Source organism: Streptomyces sp. NPDC091412 (assembly GCF_044756885.1).
Lineage (GTDB): Bacteria > Actinomycetota > Actinomycetes > Streptomycetales > Streptomycetaceae > Streptomyces.
On record NZ_JBIVTV010000010.1, the window covers coordinates 207,963 to 224,499 of the forward strand.

The 16,537-nt window shown below is 72.1% G+C and carries 15 protein-coding genes; 10 read left to right on the top strand and 5 right to left on the bottom strand.

Annotated features, from left to right (window positions below):
• Positions 1-85 precede the first annotated feature (85 nt).
• Positions 86-1,153, bottom strand: a complete 1,068-nt coding sequence (locus ACIQMV_RS24295) for a LacI family DNA-binding transcriptional regulator (protein ID WP_402595459.1) — start codon at positions 1,151-1,153, stop codon at positions 86-88.
• A gap of 122 nt (positions 1,154-1,275) precedes the next feature.
• On the opposite strand from ACIQMV_RS24295, the gene ACIQMV_RS24300 reads away from it, so the two are divergent.
• The gene (locus ACIQMV_RS24300; RefSeq protein WP_402595461.1) at positions 1,276-3,402 is read left to right on the top strand and encodes a glycogen debranching N-terminal domain-containing protein; all 2,127 of its coding nucleotides are present in this window, start codon (positions 1,276-1,278) and stop codon (positions 3,400-3,402) included.
• A 92-nt stretch (positions 3,403-3,494) separates the two neighbouring features.
• Here the strand turns inward: ACIQMV_RS24300 and ACIQMV_RS24305 are convergent, their stop codons facing one another.
• Positions 3,495-4,175, bottom strand: coding sequence for a hypothetical protein (locus ACIQMV_RS24305; RefSeq protein ID WP_402595463.1), 681 nt, complete (start codon positions 4,173-4,175; stop codon positions 3,495-3,497).
• 293 nt (positions 4,176-4,468) lie between these two features.
• On the opposite strand from ACIQMV_RS24305, the gene ACIQMV_RS24310 reads away from it, so the two are divergent.
• From ACIQMV_RS24310 to ACIQMV_RS24320, 3 genes are all read left to right on the top strand, one after another.
• Positions 4,469-5,095 (top strand): hypothetical protein, encoded by a 627-nt coding sequence (locus tag ACIQMV_RS24310; protein ID WP_402595465.1) that lies wholly within the window; start codon positions 4,469-4,471, stop codon positions 5,093-5,095.
• Positions 5,096-5,184: 89 nt separating this feature from the next.
• On the top strand, positions 5,185-5,745 hold the full coding sequence (locus tag ACIQMV_RS24315) for a SigE family RNA polymerase sigma factor (RefSeq protein ID WP_141360262.1): 561 nt from the start codon (positions 5,185-5,187) through the stop codon (positions 5,743-5,745).
• Entirely contained in the window at positions 5,745-6,479 is a 735-nt protein-coding gene (locus ACIQMV_RS24320; RefSeq protein WP_402595468.1) for a hypothetical protein, read from the top strand. Before ACIQMV_RS24315 ends, ACIQMV_RS24320 begins: the two co-directional genes overlap by 1 nt.
• Before the next feature lie 75 nt (positions 6,480-6,554).
• On the opposite strand, the gene ACIQMV_RS24325 is transcribed toward ACIQMV_RS24320, so the two are convergent.
• Complete coding sequence (locus ACIQMV_RS24325) at positions 6,555-7,211, bottom strand: RraA family protein (RefSeq protein ID WP_402595470.1); 657 nt, start codon at positions 7,209-7,211, stop codon at positions 6,555-6,557.
• A 149-nt stretch (positions 7,212-7,360) separates the two neighbouring features.
• On the opposite strand from ACIQMV_RS24325, the gene ACIQMV_RS24330 reads away from it, so the two are divergent.
• From ACIQMV_RS24330 to ACIQMV_RS24350, 5 genes are all read left to right on the top strand, one after another.
• Entirely contained in the window at positions 7,361-8,320 is a 960-nt protein-coding gene (locus tag ACIQMV_RS24330) for a D-2-hydroxyacid dehydrogenase family protein (RefSeq protein WP_402595472.1), read from the top strand.
• A gap of 654 nt (positions 8,321-8,974) precedes the next feature.
• Complete coding sequence (locus tag ACIQMV_RS24335; protein WP_402595474.1) at positions 8,975-9,991, top strand: questin oxidase family protein; 1,017 nt, start codon at positions 8,975-8,977, stop codon at positions 9,989-9,991.
• A gap of 292 nt (positions 9,992-10,283) precedes the next feature.
• Positions 10,284-11,015 carry a ferritin-like domain-containing protein gene (locus tag ACIQMV_RS24340; protein ID WP_402595476.1) on the top strand — a complete coding sequence of 244 codons (732 nt, stop codon included), beginning with the start codon at positions 10,284-10,286 and terminating at the stop codon, positions 11,013-11,015.
• Between the two features lie 246 nt (positions 11,016-11,261).
• Complete coding sequence (locus ACIQMV_RS24345) at positions 11,262-13,232, top strand: YncE family protein (protein WP_402595478.1); 1,971 nt, start codon at positions 11,262-11,264, stop codon at positions 13,230-13,232.
• Between the two features lie 140 nt (positions 13,233-13,372).
• Positions 13,373-13,837, top strand: coding sequence for a hypothetical protein (locus tag ACIQMV_RS24350; RefSeq protein WP_402595479.1), 465 nt, complete (start codon positions 13,373-13,375; stop codon positions 13,835-13,837).
• On the opposite strand, the gene ACIQMV_RS24355 is transcribed toward ACIQMV_RS24350, so the two are convergent.
• Positions 13,827-15,278 carry a flotillin family protein gene (locus ACIQMV_RS24355; protein WP_141360269.1) on the bottom strand — a complete coding sequence of 484 codons (1,452 nt, stop codon included), beginning with the start codon at positions 15,276-15,278 and terminating at the stop codon, positions 13,827-13,829. The genes ACIQMV_RS24350 and ACIQMV_RS24355 overlap by 11 nt on opposite strands.
• Positions 15,279-15,399: 121 nt before the next feature.
• Positions 15,400-15,909: a hypothetical protein gene (locus ACIQMV_RS24360; RefSeq protein WP_402595481.1), complete on the bottom strand. Its 510-nt coding sequence runs from the start codon at positions 15,907-15,909 to the stop codon at positions 15,400-15,402.
• Between the two features lie 304 nt (positions 15,910-16,213).
• Between ACIQMV_RS24360 and ACIQMV_RS24365 the strand changes: the two genes are divergently transcribed.
• Complete coding sequence (locus ACIQMV_RS24365) at positions 16,214-16,513, top strand: hypothetical protein (protein WP_402595483.1); 300 nt, start codon at positions 16,214-16,216, stop codon at positions 16,511-16,513.
• The last annotated feature ends 24 nt before the right edge of the window (positions 16,514-16,537 follow it).

The window sequence follows — 16,537 nt, forward strand, 5'->3', positions numbered from 1 at the left end:
GAGGAGAGAACTCGGGGTGGGACGGCGCCGGTCGGGACGGCGCCGGCCCGTGGTGCCCGGCGGCTGCCGGGACGTCGGCAGACGGTCAGACGTGGGGCGCGATCGCGTCCGCACCGGGTGCGCGGGCGCTGTCCCGGACGACCAGGGACGGCGGCAGCAGGATGCGTTCGGGCGGCGCGTCGGGAGCGGCCAGCCGCGCCAGCAGCAGCCGTACGCACTCCCGGCCGACCTCCTCCAGCGGCTGGGCGATGGAGGTCAGCGCGGGCGACAGGAGTTCGGCGGTCGGCGAGTCGTCGAAGCCGACCACGGCGACGTCGCGGCCGGGGACGGCGCCGCGCTCGCGCAGAGTCTGGTAGCAGCCGAGCGCCAGCATGTCGCTGGCCGCGACCACCGCGGTCGCGCCCGCGTCCAGCAGCGGCTTCACGGCGGCGCGGGCCGCGTCGATGTCGTTCACGCTCTGCGCGCGCCGCCCGCGGGTCGGCAGCCCGTGCCGTTTCATGGCCCGCTGCCAGCCCTCGGCACGGTCGTCACCGGCGCCGGAGGACCCGCGGCCCCAGCCGAGGAAGGCGATCTTGCGATGCCCCAGGCCGATCAGGTGCTCCACGGCGGCGTCCGTGCCCGAGGCGCCGTCGACGTCGATCCAGTCGCCGATCTGCCGCCGCGACCACATCCGGCCGAAGGCGACGAACGGCACGTCCCGCTTGGCGAGCCACGCCTGACGCGGGTCGTTGTGCTCGGTGCCGCTGAGCACGAAGCCGTCGACCTCGTGCTGGTCGAGCAGTTCCTCGTAGCCGTCCAGGGTCGGCGAGCCGGGCTGGCAGGCGAACAGCAGGATCCGGTAGCCGGCCTCGTCGGCGGCCTGCGACAGGGCGTGCAGGAACCGGTCGAGGACGGGGCTGCTGGCCGGGGAGGGCAGGATCCCGTAGCCGATCAGCTTGCTGGAGCGGGTGCGCAGCGTCTGCGCGGCCCGGCTGGGGCGGTAGCCCATCTCGTCGATCACCCGGCGGACCCGCTCCAGGGTCTCGGAGCGCAGCAGGTCCGGCGAGTTGATCGCGTTCGACACGGTCTGCGGGGAGACCCCGGCCCGGCGGGCGACCATGGCGAGCGTCACCGGGCCGCCCCTGGCGGGCGGGTCGTTGCTGGAGCGGGGCATTGCGGGTCTCCGGCGTGCAGAGGGAACGAGGAGCGGGTTTTAGCGTTCCAAAAGCATTGTCAGCGCTCTGACGAGTCACTTAATGTCTTTGGAACGATCAAACGCTGAGAGGTTCTACTTCCTTGGACTCGACTGTCAAGACCCCCGACACCAACGGCTCGGTCACGCCGCCCCCCGCGGTGACCGAGGGCCTTCAGCCGTTCCTGCACGACGCGGTCGTCACGCTGTACGCCCCGAGCTTCGTGATCTCGCGCGCCGACGGGGCTCTCGACGGCGGCGCGGACGGCTTCTTCCACGGCGACCGCCGGGCGCTCTCCCGGCTGACCGTCGCGGCCGACGGCATCCCGCTGGCGCCGGTCGGGCACGGGTTGCGCGGGGCGGACCGGGCGGACTTCCGGTCGATCCTGCGGGGGCTCGGAGAGGTGACGGCGGACCCCGCGGTCGCCCTGCACCGCCGCCGGACCACGGCGGCCGGCCGGCTCGGGGAAGTCCTCGAAGTCACCAACGCGGGCACCCAGTCGGTCCGTTTCCGGCTGACGGTCACGGCCACCACCGACCTCGCCACCATGGAACAGGTCAAGTCGGGGCGCCTGGTGGAGACGGCGCCCCCGCGGGCCACGAACTCCGGCGGGAGCGAACTGTCCTGGGCCGACGACGGGTTCGCCGTGCGCCTGACCAGCGAGCCCGCGCCCGACGCGCTGGACGTGCCGACGGGCCGGCTGTCGTACGACATCGCCCTGGACCCCGGTGCCTCGTGGACGGTGACCCTGGACTGCACCGCGGCCTACGCGGACGGCGACCAGTTCCCGGCGCCCCCCGCCGACGCCGTACCGTGGCGCACCCCCGTCCTGCGCAGCGCGGACCGAAGCCTCGACCGGTGGCTGGAGCAGTCCCTCGCCGACCTGGACCGCCTGCGCCTGACGGACCCGCGGTCACCCGGGGACCGGCCGGACCAGTTCCTGGCCGCCGGCGCCCCCTGGTTCCTGACCCTCTTCGGCCGCGACTCGCTCTGGGCCGCCCGCATGCTGCTCCCGCTCGGCACCGATCTCGCGGCCGGCACCCTGCGCACCCTCGCCCGTCGCCAGGGCGGCGTCACCGACCCGGTCTCCGAGGAACAGCCGGGCAAGATCCTGCACGAAGTCCGGCGCGGCACCTCGGCGTACAGCGACACGTTCTCGCTCCCGCCGGTGTACTACGGCACGGTGGACGCCACCCCCCTGTGGATCACCCTGCTCCACGACGCCTGGCGCTGGGGCCTGGCGCCGGAGGAGGTCGAGCGGATGCTGCCGCACGCCGAGTCGGCGCTGGCGTGGATGCGCGACCAGGGTGACGCCGGCGGCGACGGCTTCCTCAAGTACGTCGACCTGTCGGGCCGCGGCCTGGCCAACCAGGGCTGGAAGGACTCCGGCGACTCCATCCGCCACCGCGACGGCCGCCTCGCCCGCCCGCCGATCGCGCTGTGCGAGGTGCAGGCGTACGCCTACGAGGCCGCGCGCGGCGGAGCGGCGCTGCTGCGGTCCTTCGGCCGCCCGGGGGCCGACGAGTGGGAGGAGTGGGCGGACCGGCTCGCCGCGCGCTTCCGCGAGCGCTTCTGGGTGGAGGACGAACGGGGCCCGTACCCGGCGGTCGCGCTGGACGGCGACGGCAGGCCGGCCGACTCGGTCACCTCGGGCTTCGGCCACCTCCTGGGCACGGGCCTGCTGAACCACGAGGAGAGCGCGCTCCTGGCCGCCCGGCTTTCCGGCGGCGACCTGGACGCGGGCCACGGACTGCGCACGATGAGCAGCGAGGCGGTGGGCTTCAACCCGTACGGCTACCACATCGGTTCGATCTGGCCGCACGACACGGCGATCGCCGTGCACGGCCTGGTCCGGTCCGGCTTCCCGGACGCCGCGGCGTCGCTGGCGGACGGTCTGCTGACGGCGTCCGCGGGCTTCGACGCCCGGCTGCCGGAGCTCTTCGCGGGCCACGGCATCGAGGCCGGTCCGCGCCCCGCGCCCTATCCGGCGTCCTGCCGGCCCCAGGCGTGGGCGGCCGCGTCCTCGGTCCTCGTCCTCCAGTCGGCCCTCGGCCTGAGCGCGGACGTCCCCGCCGGCACCCTCACGGTGACCCCGGGATTCGCCGGCGCGTACGGCCCGTTGACGGTGACCGGCCTCCAAGTCGGCGGAGGCCGCCTGGACATCACGGTGAGGGCCGACGGATCGGCGCAGGTGTCGGCTCCGGAGGGGCTGACGGTGATCAGCGGCTGACCCTTTGACGAGGGGCCCGGCTGTGGGCCGGGGCAGGTGCGGGGGAGGGGAGAGGACGGGCGGCGGCGCGCGGTCGGTCGTAGGAGGTGGCGTCACTCGTCGTCGGGTGGCGCCGAGGACTCCGCGAGCCGTTCGCCGATGTCGTCCGCCCATTCCTGGGCCCAGCGGCGGAGCTCGGCGACGGCCCGGTCGTCGAGCCCGCAGGCCGCGAACTCGCGGTCGTCGATCCATGCGGCGCCGACGAGCCGGGTCTGCAGATCGGTGAGATCGAGGACGTCACCGGCATGGCGGCGACCGAATTCCTCCAGCTCCGGGTGGCTCCACCGGTCGGCGGCGGCGTGGACGTCGACGAGGTCGGGGGCGAGCCCCTGACCGGCCAGTGCGCGCACCCTGGTGCCGACGAGGTCCTCGACGGACAGGACCGGGCCGAACTCGCCCGCCTCCAGCGGCCGCCACAGCACTTCCTTGAGCACCTGCACGGAGTACTCCTCCCCGGCCCCGGCCTCCGGGCCATCGATGACCAGTCGGGCCGCCAGCGGCTCCGTGCCCGACGTCCGTACCCGCCAGCCGCGTTCCTCCAGGCCGGCTCGTACCGCCGCGACGATGTCCCCCGTTCCGACCGGGCTCTCGGTGGCCACGTCGACGTCCCGGCCGGGCCGGTCCACCAGTCCGTGCGCCCGCACCGCGTCCCCACCGGCGAGCGCCAGCCCGTACGGCGCCCCCACCGCCAGCAGGTCGCCCAGCAGCCGCCGCCGCACCTCACCGACGTTCATCCGGCGCCCCCGCCGCCCGTGAACGATCCCTGCCCGGAGCGGGAACACGAGTACTCGGCCGCGACGGCGCACCGTGAGCAGATCATGGCCCCGATTATCGCCACCGGGCGCCGAGCGGGGCGGGAACAGCGCCCGGGCGCGCGTCGGCCCAGGACACCACCCGCGAAGAAATTCCGTGGGGGTGTCATCCGGAAGGGGACCGGGAGGGGTTTGAACGGGTGGAGAGGCGCCCTCCTTCCACCCGCCGGCCTGGATCCCCCAAGGGTCCTTGTTTTGCTAGGAGTTGCTCGTTCATGAATCGGACGTTGAAGTACCTGACCTGCGCGGCCGTCACCACCGCCGCCCTGGCCGGGATGGCCACGGTGTCGTACGCCATACCCGCGAAGGCATCGCACGGAACGGTCACCGAGGCGGGAGCGGCGCAGACCCAGGCCGCTTCGGCCTCGAAGGCCCGGGCCGTCATGGCCGCGCAGCCGACGGCGAAGAAGACCGCCCCGACGCCCCGTATCGTGGCCCCCGGTGAGCATGTGACGGCCGTCCCCGGCTTCGAGCTCTGGCTCACGGCCGAGGGCAAGCACTGGACGACGCCCTCCTCGCCCGACCCGCAGTTCCGGAGCGTGGTCGACGGCAACATCGACAGGAACACCCCCGGAGTCTCGATCCAGTCCGAGATCACGGACGACAGCGCCTACTTCTCCGGCCTGTACTACGGCGGCAAGGGCACCGCGTCCGGCGTCGAGATCGAAACGGCGGACGGGACGGTGCACGGCAAGCTCATCGAGCTGCCCGGCAAGCCCGGATGGGGCGTCTGGTACGCCACCGCCGACGTCAAGCCCGGCAGCGGCTCCTGGGACTACGTGTCCCGGGTCACCGTCCACGACACCAAGGGCAAGATCTACGCCCGGTTGACGCTGCGCTGATCCCCCGGCGGGGACCGCGCGGTCCGGACCCGCGCGGTCCCCGCCTCGGCTTTTCTGCTCCCCGTACCCGACCCACAGGAACCGCATCCGTGCCCCAGTACGAGAGATTCGCAGCCTCCTCCGGGAGCACCGACTTCGCCGCCTACGCCGGTGCGGCCTGGGCCCGTCTGCTACGGACCGCCCTCCTGCTCACCGGTGACTACCACGAAGCCGAGGATCTCGTGCAGACCACCCTGGCCAAGGTGTACGCGCGCTGGGGGCGCGTCCCGCACGAGGACGTCGACTTCTACGTACGGCGCTCACTCGTCAACAACAACCTCAACCGGATCCGCAGGAGACGTGTCACGCATCTGCTGATGCCGTTCCTGCCCGAGCGGGTGCACCAGCCGGACAACGGCCACGCCGAGTCCGTCGAGCGCCGCGCCGCGGTCATGGAGGCGCTCGCCACGCTCTCCGCCCGGCAGCGGACGGTGCTGGTGCTGCGCTACTGGGAGGACCTCGCCGAGACCGACATCGCCGAGGTGCTCGACTGCTCGATCGGAACGGTCAAGACCCATGCGCGGCGCGGCCTCGCGGCCCTGCGCTCCCATCCTGCCTTCGACGCCTCCGGCGCCTCCGACCGCTCCCATCCCGTCTCCGGAGCCCACTGATGAATCACCCCAGAACCGAAGCAGATCCAGCCCCGGGACACGCCGCCGAGGCCGAACGGCTGCGTCGGGCACTGACCGAGGTCGCGTACGACATCACGCCCTCCTCGCTGCCGCTGGCGGCCGTGGAGCGCCAGGGCCGGCGGATCCGGCTCAGGCGGCGGACGGCCGTACTCGGCGCGGGGTGCGGCCTGCTGCTGGTGCCGCTGGCCGTCGTCGTGCTGCCCGGCACGGAATCCGGCGCCCCCGGCGGCACGTCCCCGGCGGCGCCCGTGTCCGTCTCGCCCACGCCCCCCGCCTCGCCGGCCGCCCCGGCCCCGACGCCCCGCATCGTCGCCTCCGGTGAGCATGTGACGGCCGTCCCCGGCTTCGAGCTCTGGCTCACGGCCGAGGGCAAGCACTGGACGACGCCCTCCTCGCCCGACCCGCAGTTCCGGAGCGTGGTCGACGGCAACATCGTCCGGAGCGACTCCGGCATCACCCTTCAGGAGGAGTCCGAGAACGGCCGCCGCTACCTCTCCGGCGTGTACTACGGCGGCAAGGGCACCGCGTCCAGCGTGGAGGTCGAAACGGTGGCCGGGACAGTGTGGGGCAAGCTCATCGAGCTGCCCGGCGACCCCGGATGGGGCGTCTGGTACGCCGTCACCGACCTGAAACCGGGCAAGGACCCCTTCCACCTCGAGAACCAGATCACCGTCCACAACACCGAGGGCGGGATCTACGCCCAGTGGAGGTAACGGTGATCCGGCGGGCAGGGCCCCGGTGAACGAGGTCCCCCCTGCCTCGAACGGCTGTGGCCCGTCCGGGCGGTGTCAGCCCTCGAAATCCTGGGCGCCCAGGATTCCGTTGACGCGGGTGCGGTGGGCCTCCTCCCATGCGTCGAGGGTCTCGTCCGCCTCCTTGGCCAGCCTGGCCCGTGCGGCGACGAGGATCTCCTCGCGGCGGGCGGCCGGGACCACCACGACGCCGTCCTCGTCGGCGACCACGACGTCGTCGGCGTTCACCTTCGCGCCGCCGCAGGTCACCTCCGCGTTCAGCGGCTCCACGGCCTTCTTGCCGCCCGGGATCGGGATGACGCCCCGGGCGAAGACGGGGAAGCCCGCCTCGCGGACTTCACCCAGGTCGCGGATCAGGCCGTCCAGGACGAAGGCCGTGACGCCGCGGCGCTGAGCCACGGCGCAGACGTTGCCGCCTGCCAGGGCGTAGTCCAGGTCGCCCGACTCGACGACGATGACGGAGCCCGGGGCGGCACGGTGAATGGCCGCGTGCAGCATGAGGTTGTCACCGGGAGGGCACCGCACGGTGAACGCCGGCCCTGCCACGCGGGGCACCGGCGACCACAGCGGGCGGATGCCGATGTCCATGACCTGCGCCCGGCCGAGGAGGTCGGCCAGCGTGGTCGTCGGGATGTCCGCGAATCCGGTGGCGGGAGCGGTGGCTTCGGTGGCGTCCGTCATGGCGTCCGTCATGGCACCTCTGATCGTCTCGGTGTGGTCGTCCGTGTGGCTGCCCGCGTTCGACAGTACGAGCCCTCGCCGCCCGTGGTCCACCAGGTTTGCTGGACAGTGGTGTGATCGAACCGACTGATCAGCCTGAACCAAGGACGGAGACAACCGACATGCTGCTGCGCTGTGCCGTGCTCGACGACTTCCAGGACGCCGCCCTCGCCTCCGCCGACTGGAGTTCGGTCGAGGACCGAGTGGAGATCGTCACGTTCCGCGAGCACATCTCGGACGAGGACGAACTCGCGAGCGCGCTGGCCGACTTCGACATCGTCGTCACCCTGCGCGAACGCGTCGCCTTCCCGGCCGCGCTGTTCGACCGCCTGCCCCGCCTGAAGCTGCTCGTCGCCTCCGGCATGCGCAACTCGGTCATCGACTACGCCGCCGCCGAGCGGTGCGGCGTCACCGTGTGCGGGACCGGCAGCTCCTCCACCCCGCCGGTGGAACTGACCTGGGCGCTGCTGCTCGGCCTCGCCCGTGACCTGGTGACCGAGAACAACGCGCTGCGCGAGGGCGGCCCCTGGCAGTCCACCGTCGGTGCCGACCTCCAGGACCGCCGCCTGGGCCTGCTCGGCCTCGGCAAGATCGGCAGCCGGGTCGCGCAGGTGGGCCTCGCCTTCGGGATGCGGGTCAGCGCCTGGAGCCAGAATCTGACCAAGGAACGCGCTGACGAGATGGGCGTGGAACTTGCCGCCTCCAAGGAGGAGTTGCTGTCGAGCAGCGACTTCGTCTCCGTCCACCTCGCGCTGAGCGACCGCACCCGCGGCCTGCTCGGCGCCGCCGAACTCGCCCTCCTCAAGCCCACCACGTACCTGATCAACACCTCGCGCGCCGCCATCGTCGACCAGGACGCGCTGCTCGCCGCCCTGCACGAGGGCCGTATCGCCGGTGCCGGAGTGGATGTGTTCGACGTCGAACCCCTCCCCGCCGGCCACCCGATGCGTACCGCCCCGCGCCTGCTCGCCACGCCCCACCTCGGCTACGTCTCGCAGGCCAACTACGCGACGTACTACGGCGACGCCGTGGAGGACATCCGGGCATACCTGGCGGGCGAGCCGGTACGCCGCCTGGGGTGACCGGTCCTGCGGTCGGGTGACTGGGCGGCCGGGTGGCCGGGGGATGGGTGACTGAGCGGCCGGGCAGCGGCTGGGTGACGAGGGGCTGGGCGGCCGGGTGGCCGGCCTCTTCGGCCCGCGTGTCGGTGCTCGTGGGGCGTGCGCCTCACGGGCTCTTCGGCAGCCGCAGCCCCGTGCAGTTCTTGCCCCGTACCTGGTCCTTCGCGAACGCGGCCACGTACTCACCCAGCAACGCGCGCCGCGACCACCAGCGCACAGGCCGCGCCCCACAGCCACCCGCGGTGCCGCTCAGCCCAGTTCCCGACCCGTTGCTCCGCTCACCCGTACGCGACAGCCGTACGCAACTTCCGCACCAGTGTGCGCAGTCTCCCCGATCAGCGACCGACCGAGTGAGCTGGGCGGACGCCGGCGAAGGTCACTTGGCGGTCCCAGGGTCTTTCGTTTGGATCAGGCCGGATCAGGGAGCGGGGTCCGGTGCCGTGCATCGCAAGGCGGAGGAGGGCGGCAGGGCGGAGCCCTGCCGACCGACGACAACGCGGCGAGGAACGGTGCCAGGGCCCGCGAGCCCGGCATGATCCAAACGAGAGGCCCTAGGTCCGGGCCTAAGCCTTCAGCCCGTTACGCCGCCGCGGAGTCCCGTCTACCTTCCCTGCCATGGATACGACGGGCATTCTCGACGAGGCGCTTGAACGACTGCACAACTCGGGGCCGGAGCGGCTGGGGTGGCTCTCCAATCACGCGCCGATGGCCGTCGAGGCGCTGGCCGCCCACGGGCAGGCACGTTCGGTGCACCGCTGGCTCGATCTGTACGCACCCAGGCTGGAGGAGTTCCCGTCCGGCGTCGAACCGGTCACGGCCGCCGACTGGCAGCGTGCGCTCGGCGATCCACGCCGCGCCGCCGACTGGATCGGCTACTTCGGGCGCGAGATCGCCGAGCGTCCCTGGCGCGACGTGCTCGGCGAGTGGTGGCCCCGGCTCCTCCCCGGCATGTACGGCGGCGCGACGCATCCGGTGATCCGGGTGGGCCACGCGGTCCGCACGCTCCTCGCCGGCGAGGCCACCGAGCCGCGTCTGAGCGAACTCGCCCACGGCCTCGGCTACTGGGCGGCCCGCCACCACCCCGTCACGGACCTCGTCCCGCTGCCCGGCGCCGACAGCGCGGCCGCCGCCCTCGACGCGGTGACGCCCGTCGCCGAACGCGACGGCGGCTTCCCCACCCGGCTCGCGCGTGTCAGGGGCCTGCCGGCCTGGGCGACTTCGGCCACGGTCACGGACCCCAACGCGGCGCATCGCCACCTCACGGAACTGGTGCGGGCGGCCACCCACCGGTACGCCACCCACGGCCATGGCGATGCGACGATGCTGGTCCACGCGGCCACGGCACCCAACGCCGTCCTGCGTGTCCTGCCCGCGCTCCCGCGGTCCCTGTGGGCACCGAGCCTGCGGGCCGCCTGGACGGCCTCCGCGGCGGTGACCGCGATGTACGCGCCGGACGCCCCGGCCGCATACACCCCACCGGGCACCCCGACTCCCGAAGAGGTTGTCGAACTGGCGCTGGAGCACGGCGACGAACACGTCATCAAACTGACCGACACGGCTCTCGACGTCGGAGACGAACGGGCCCTGGCGGCAGCCCTGCGCTCCATCGAACTGAGTGAACCACTGGACTGACGAGGCCCGGCGGACGGGCGGCCGGCCGTCGTGAGGTTCCTCCACACCTACGCGCTCGGTGTCCTCGACCTGGCCACCGGCGCCCTCACGCCCGTGACCACCCACGCCGTCGGCCCCGACGAACCGTGGACCCTCAGGCCGCCGTCTCGCCCACCCGCATCGCCTGGTATCAGCAGGGCATGCGCCAGGCCTCCGTGGTCCGCGGCTCCCGGCAGCGGTGGAACGGTTCGGCGTCCGCCGGCGTCGTCCCTCTCCAGGGCACGGTGGCCGTGCCCCGGGGAGGGGAGACCGAGTGCATACGGGCGGCTTCGCCACATGGACAAGGCGGTTCGAGGACGAGCGCGAGCGCAGGCGCGCCCAGGGCGACCCGGACTGGGGACAGAGCGCGACGCTGCACCCGGCGGTGTGGGCCGGCATTCAGCGCTTCCAGGTCGGCGAGGACGGCGACGGCGCCAACCTCGTCGGCAAAGCCGATGAGGCCGGCGACCCCGACTACGCACAGGCAGTCCGGCTCTTCGTCGCCGAGGAGCAGAACCACGCCCGTCTGCTCGCCCGTCTGCTCGCTGCGGGCGGCGTACCAACCCTGTCCGGCCACTGGAGCGACACGGTCTTCGTACGGCTGCGACGTCTCATGGGCCTGCGCATGGAACTGTTGGTGCTGATGATCGCGGAAGTCGTGGCACTCCGCTATTACCGGGCCCTGCGCGACGGCACCGACGACGCGCTCACTTCGGATGTGGCAGGGCGGATCCTGTCCGACGAGCAACGCCACGTCCCCTTCCACTGCGAGCGACTGCACGCCTCCCTGGCGGAGCTGCCCCGCGCAACGCGCCGCCCGGTGATGGCCCTGTGGCAACTTCTTCTGCTCGCCGCCTCCCTCGTCGTCGCCGCCGACCACGGCCCGGCGCTGCGACACCTCGGCATCGGGCGCCTGCGCTTCGTGGCCGACGTCGTGACCTCGTCCGGCGCGGTCGTCTCCGCGGTGCTGGCACCCTGCCCGGACGCATGGACGAGCGCAGTCTGACAACAGCCGGCCCACCGCCTCCCGCCCACATCGGGAGGAGGAAGGCGACGCCGTCGGACCGCCGACCTGCGCCCACCCGGCCGGTCGCATCGAGTCGTGAAATTCCAGTCTTCAATTGTCGCTGGCATGCCATACGCTGCACCTTCGGCAGCGTCCACGCACCCGTCGTCGGTGCGAGGGGGGACACGCGGCCCGTCCGTTTCCGCCCGGTGAGCACCGGGCTTCTTCCGTGGGGGTTCCATCACTGTGCGCAGGCGTAGCATCTCGACCGCGACGGCACTCGCGGTCGTCCTCAGTTCCGTGGCCCTGACCACGGGCGTGGCGGGTCCGGCGGCGGCCGACTCGGCGAAGGTCCTTCCGGTGACGTCGGTCGGCGACATGGTCGTGGACGGCACCCACCAGCGGGTCTACGTCTCCGACCCGACCGCCGGCAAGATCGTCGTCACCGACTACACGGGCACCGTGAAGGCGACGCTCACCGGGCTCTCCGGCGTGACCGGCCTCGCGCTGTCCGCCGACTCCGGCCAGGTGTACGCCGCCGTGAGGAACGGCAACCGGATCGTCTCGGTGGAGACGGGGACGTACACCCGGACCGCGAGTTACCCGGTCGGCGCGGCTCCCGGCGATCTGGAGGTCGTGGACGGCCGGATCTGGTTCTCCCACGGCAGCGACTTCGGCTCGCTCGACGTCTCCGGTGACGAACCCGTCGTCCACCTCGCCCAGCGGGGCGACGCCGACTTCTACACAGGCGCCGCGACCTCCCTGGCCGCCGACCCGGCCGTCCCGGGCGTCCTGGTGGCGGGCAACAGCGGCATGCTCGCCGTGTACGACCTCTCGGCCGACGGCGCCACCCTGCGCGCCAAGGGCGTCATGAGCACCGGCGTGGAGCAACTGGACCTGACACCCGACGGCAGCCAGGTGCTCACCTCGTGGGGCGCCTCGCCGTACGGCTACAGCCTCGGCGCCTACTCGACCACCGACCTCACCGAGCTGACCGGCTACCCCATCAACGCGTACCCGAACGCCGTGCGCGTCGCGCCCGACGGCACCATCGCGGGCGGCAGCTTCTCCTGGTACGACCCCGACGTCCACATCCACCGGCCCGGTGACCGGGTGCCGGTGCGGGAGTACGACTTCCCCAACACCGGCAACACCAGCGGCGCCGACACGCTCGTGAACGGAGCGCTCGCCTGGGCACCCGACTCGAGCCGCGTCTTCGCCGTCTCCGTGAACTCCTACGGCACCCACACCCTCCGTGCCCTGACCGACCCCACCAAGGAACTGCCCACCCTCAAGGTGTCGGCCCCCGCCAAGTCGGAACGCGCCAAGAAGCTCACCGTCAAGGGCAAACTGACCTCGAAGACGCTGCCCACCGCGGGCACCGCCCTGAAGGTGACCCGCACCGACGTCGAGTCGCCGAACGGCAAGGCACTGGCCGCCGTCAAGACCACGGCGGACGGCAGCTACTCCTTCACGGACACCCCGCCCGCCGGCGGCAAGGTCACCTACAAGGTCTCCTACACGGGCGACGCCACGCACACCCCCGCCTCCGGCTCCGGCACGGTGGACGTCTCGCGCAAGGCGACCGCGCTGACCCTGAACAACAACGGCAAGCTGTACTCGTACGGCAAGAAGGTCACCTTCACCGCGCACCTCGGTACGACGTACAAGAACCGCACCGTCTCGATCTACGCGGACCCCTTCGGCCCCGACAAGCCGAAGAAGCTGCTGAAGACGGCCAAGGTCAACTCCAAGGGCAACCTGTCGGCGACCGTCGGCATGACCCGTGACACCACCGTCACCGCCGTCTTCGGCGGCGACGCCCGCTACGCCGCCAAGACCGTGAAGTCGACCGCGTACGCCCGGGTGAAGGTCTCCACCGCCGTCTCCCGGCACTACAAGACGGGCAAGATCGGCTCCACGACGTACTACTACTTCCGCAAGAAGACCGACCCGGTGTTCACCACGACCATGAACTACTACCCCGGCCGCAAACAGCGCTTCCAGCTCCAGGTGTACTACCAGGGCACCTGGTACGACTCGGGCTACGAGTACTTCGCCCTGTCCGCCAAGGGCAAGTCGTCCGTGAGCCTGGGGGCACCGGGCACGTCCGGCATCCGGGCCCGCATGCGCTCGTCCTACATCAACGGCTCCTCCGGCGACACCGTCAACTCCACGACCCACGGCGCCTGGAAGTACTTCACCTTCACCAACTGACCCACTCCCAGGCCGAACCGGTACGGTCCCCGACCCACGGGGCCGTACCGGCACCGGCGGCCGAGCGCAGCGTCGCGGCGGCCTACCGGCTGCTGGTCGCGCTGGAGTCGCCGGGCGTCGGCCGGATCGCGGGCGACACCATGAACATCTGCGGCAAGCTCGGCGCGATACCGCTGCTCGACCCGCCGAACGACGAGGTCCTGGAGATCGGCACGCTGCACGGCATGTTCTCCGCCGGACTCATCCGGATGCTGGAGCGCGACGGCAGCAGCCCGAGCCTGACCATCGTCGACCCCTTCGCCGGCGTGCAGTTGCAGCCCGGCACCGAGCAGCGGCCCGACCCCACGGGCACGCCGGTCGACGAGCACGCCGTCCGGACGAATCCGGCGCCGGCCGGCCGCGCGGGCGTCGCCGCCGGGATCCAGCAGGGCTTCTCGGAGGACCCCGAGACCCGCGCGGCCGTCACCGACCGGAGTGAGGCGTGCCGGAGTGCGGCGTGGACGTCCCGTCGGACCTCCCGCGGAGGACAGCGGAGCCCGGGCGCCACTCGGGCGTCCGGGCTCCGTGGTCGGCGGTGTCCCCCCGCTCGGTGTTCTACTCGGTGATGTCGATCTTGCCCTGGGACGGTTCGGCCGATGCCGGAGCCGATGACTCGACCTGCGCCGGGGTCTTCGTCGTGCCGCGTCCGGCGAGGCCCTGGAGGAGTTGGGCGAGGTCGACGCCAGTGGTGGAGCTGAGGAGTTCCATGCCCTGCGCGACGTTGTCGGCGACCGCGCGCGGGAGTTGGCCCGCGCCGTCCGTGGAGATGACGGTCAGCTTGTCCACGGCCGACAGCGGCTCTGCCGCCTTGCCGACGACCTGCGGCAGCACCTCGACCAGCATCTGGAGCACCGCCGCGTCGCCGTACCGTTCGAAGGCGTCGGCCTTCTTGTGCATGGCGTCGGCCTCCGCCGCGCCCTTGGCGGCGATCGCGGCCGCTTCGGCGTCACCCTCGATACGAACGGCGTCGGCGAGGGCCGCACGGTGGGCCTTCTCGCCCTCACCGGTGAGCCGGGCCCGCTCGGCGGCCGCTTCGGCCTCCTTGACCAGGGCGATGCGGTGGGCCTCCGCCTCCTGCTCGGCCCGGTAACGGTCGGCGTCGGCGGGCTTGCGGACCTGGGTGTCCAGTTCGCGGTCGGTCAGCGCGGCCTGCCGGGCGGCGACCTTCTCCTGCTCCTGCAGGACCTCCTGCCGGCGGGCGGCCTCGGCGAGCGGGCCGGCGGCGTTGGCGCGGGCGGCGGCCTCGTCCGTCTCGGCCTTGATCTCGGCCTGCTTCAGGGCGTAGGTGCGCTGGGCGATCGCGATCTCTTCCTCGGCCTTGAGGCGGGCCTGTTCGGAAGCGCGCCGGGCGACGGCCTCGGCGATGTCGGCCTCCTGCTTGGCGCGGGCCGCCTCAGGCCGGCCGAGGTCCTCCAGGTAGGAGCCCTCGGTGGTGATGTCCTGGATCTGGAAGGCGTCCAGCACCAGCCCCTGCCCGGACAGGCTGGCCTCGGCCTCCTCCGCGACCTGTCCGGCGAAGGCGGCCCGGTCCCGGATGATGTCCTCGACGGACATCCGCCCGACGATGGAGCGCAGCGCGCCGGACAGCACCTCCTGGGTGAACCCGACGATGCCGTCCTGCTGCTGGAGGAAGCGCTGGGCCGCGGCGCGGATCGAGTCCTCGGTGCCGCCGACCTTGACGATGGCGACGCCCTCCAGGTTGGCCTTCACCCCGCGCAGCGTGACCGCGCCCCGGACGGCCACCGGAATGTGCCGGCTGGACAGGTCGAGGGTGAACTTCTGCTGGACGAAGGGCACGACGAAGACACCGCCACCGACCACGACCTTCTGGCCGCTGTTGTCGATGGAGACACGGCCGGTCTCGGGGTCGGTGGACTTCTTGCCGCGCCGTCCGGTGACGATGAACGCCTCGCTGGGACCCGCGACCTTGTAGCGGGTGACGACCGTGAGGGCCAGCAGGACCAGGAGTACGACGACTCCTATCACGGCAATCAGAACAGGGCTCATGTGTGCAATCCCCTCAGCCCTCCCCGGGGGACGGCGAATTGGAACGGATCAGGAACGGACGCGGAAGGAAGAGGAAGGGGCGGGCGTGTGGGCCTCGTGGTGTGGAGCGTCGCTCCGGCGGTCAGTCCTCGACCGGCCGGACCGCGACCGAGGTCGCGGACAGGAGCGATTCCACCCAGACCTCGGCACCCCGCGCCACGGGCACCGAACACTTCGCGGCCAGCTTCAGCGGCTGCCCGGCGAGATGCACCAGCACCTCGCCGTAGCCCTCGGCGGGAATAGCGGTCACCACGGAACCGGAGCTGCCGACGAGATCGCCGCCCTGTGGAGCGGCCGCGCCCTGCTCACGCATCAGGACACGGCTGAGTTTCCACGTCAACCAGCCCGCGGCGACGCCCGCCACCACGCCGATCGCCGTTGCCCCCGTGACCCCCAGACCGGTGGTGCCGAGCGCGATCACTCCGCCGAAGCCGAGCATGGACACGAATCCGGCGATGACCGGCAGCGACAGCAGCCCGTCGAACAACCCGTCCAGCACCCCGCCGAACAGGCCTTCCAGGATCCCGTCGAAGATCAGCGAGAGCACCAGCAGGACCAGTCCCGCGATACCGAGACCCACAAACCAGTTCATTCGGGCCCCGCTTTCACTCGACGAGCCCCCCGGCCTGCATATTGCCATGCGATCGGGTGGCAATACATTGCCTGCCCTCGGCAATCTTTACGCGCGCTTGATGCCGCCTTGGTACCTCCTTCGCCCGGACGGCGACGTTCCGCTGCGGCTCGTGACGCCGAGCAAGGACGCGAAGCTCGACGGCGGCACGGACCGCCGCTCTGAAGGCCGACGCCCGCACTGCCGGAAACCGTGCGCTGCCCGCACGACGCGCCCCCGGGCCGGGGACGACGCGCACCACGGTCAACGCCTCCGTTGCCGGGCCATGGAAGTGGCAGCGGCAGTGGCCATGGAAGCGGCAGCGGCAGCGGCAGCGACAGTGGCCATGGAAGCGGCAGTGGTGGCGGCAGCGGCAGCTGGGCAGGACATGGTCGGCACCCTGTTCATCGGCAAATCGAACGCCGGGTACAGCACGGGCGCCGCCGGCATTTCGGGGTCAAACACGGTCGTGAGCGCCTACGTTGGCAATCCGGCAGCGACGGCCGCCGTGCAAGGGACGGTTCCTCAGGTCTTCGCCGCCGGCAACCGGATCTGGATCACCGCCGTCCACGAAGCCGCCAACTGACCGATCCCTTCTCACCCTGGAGGT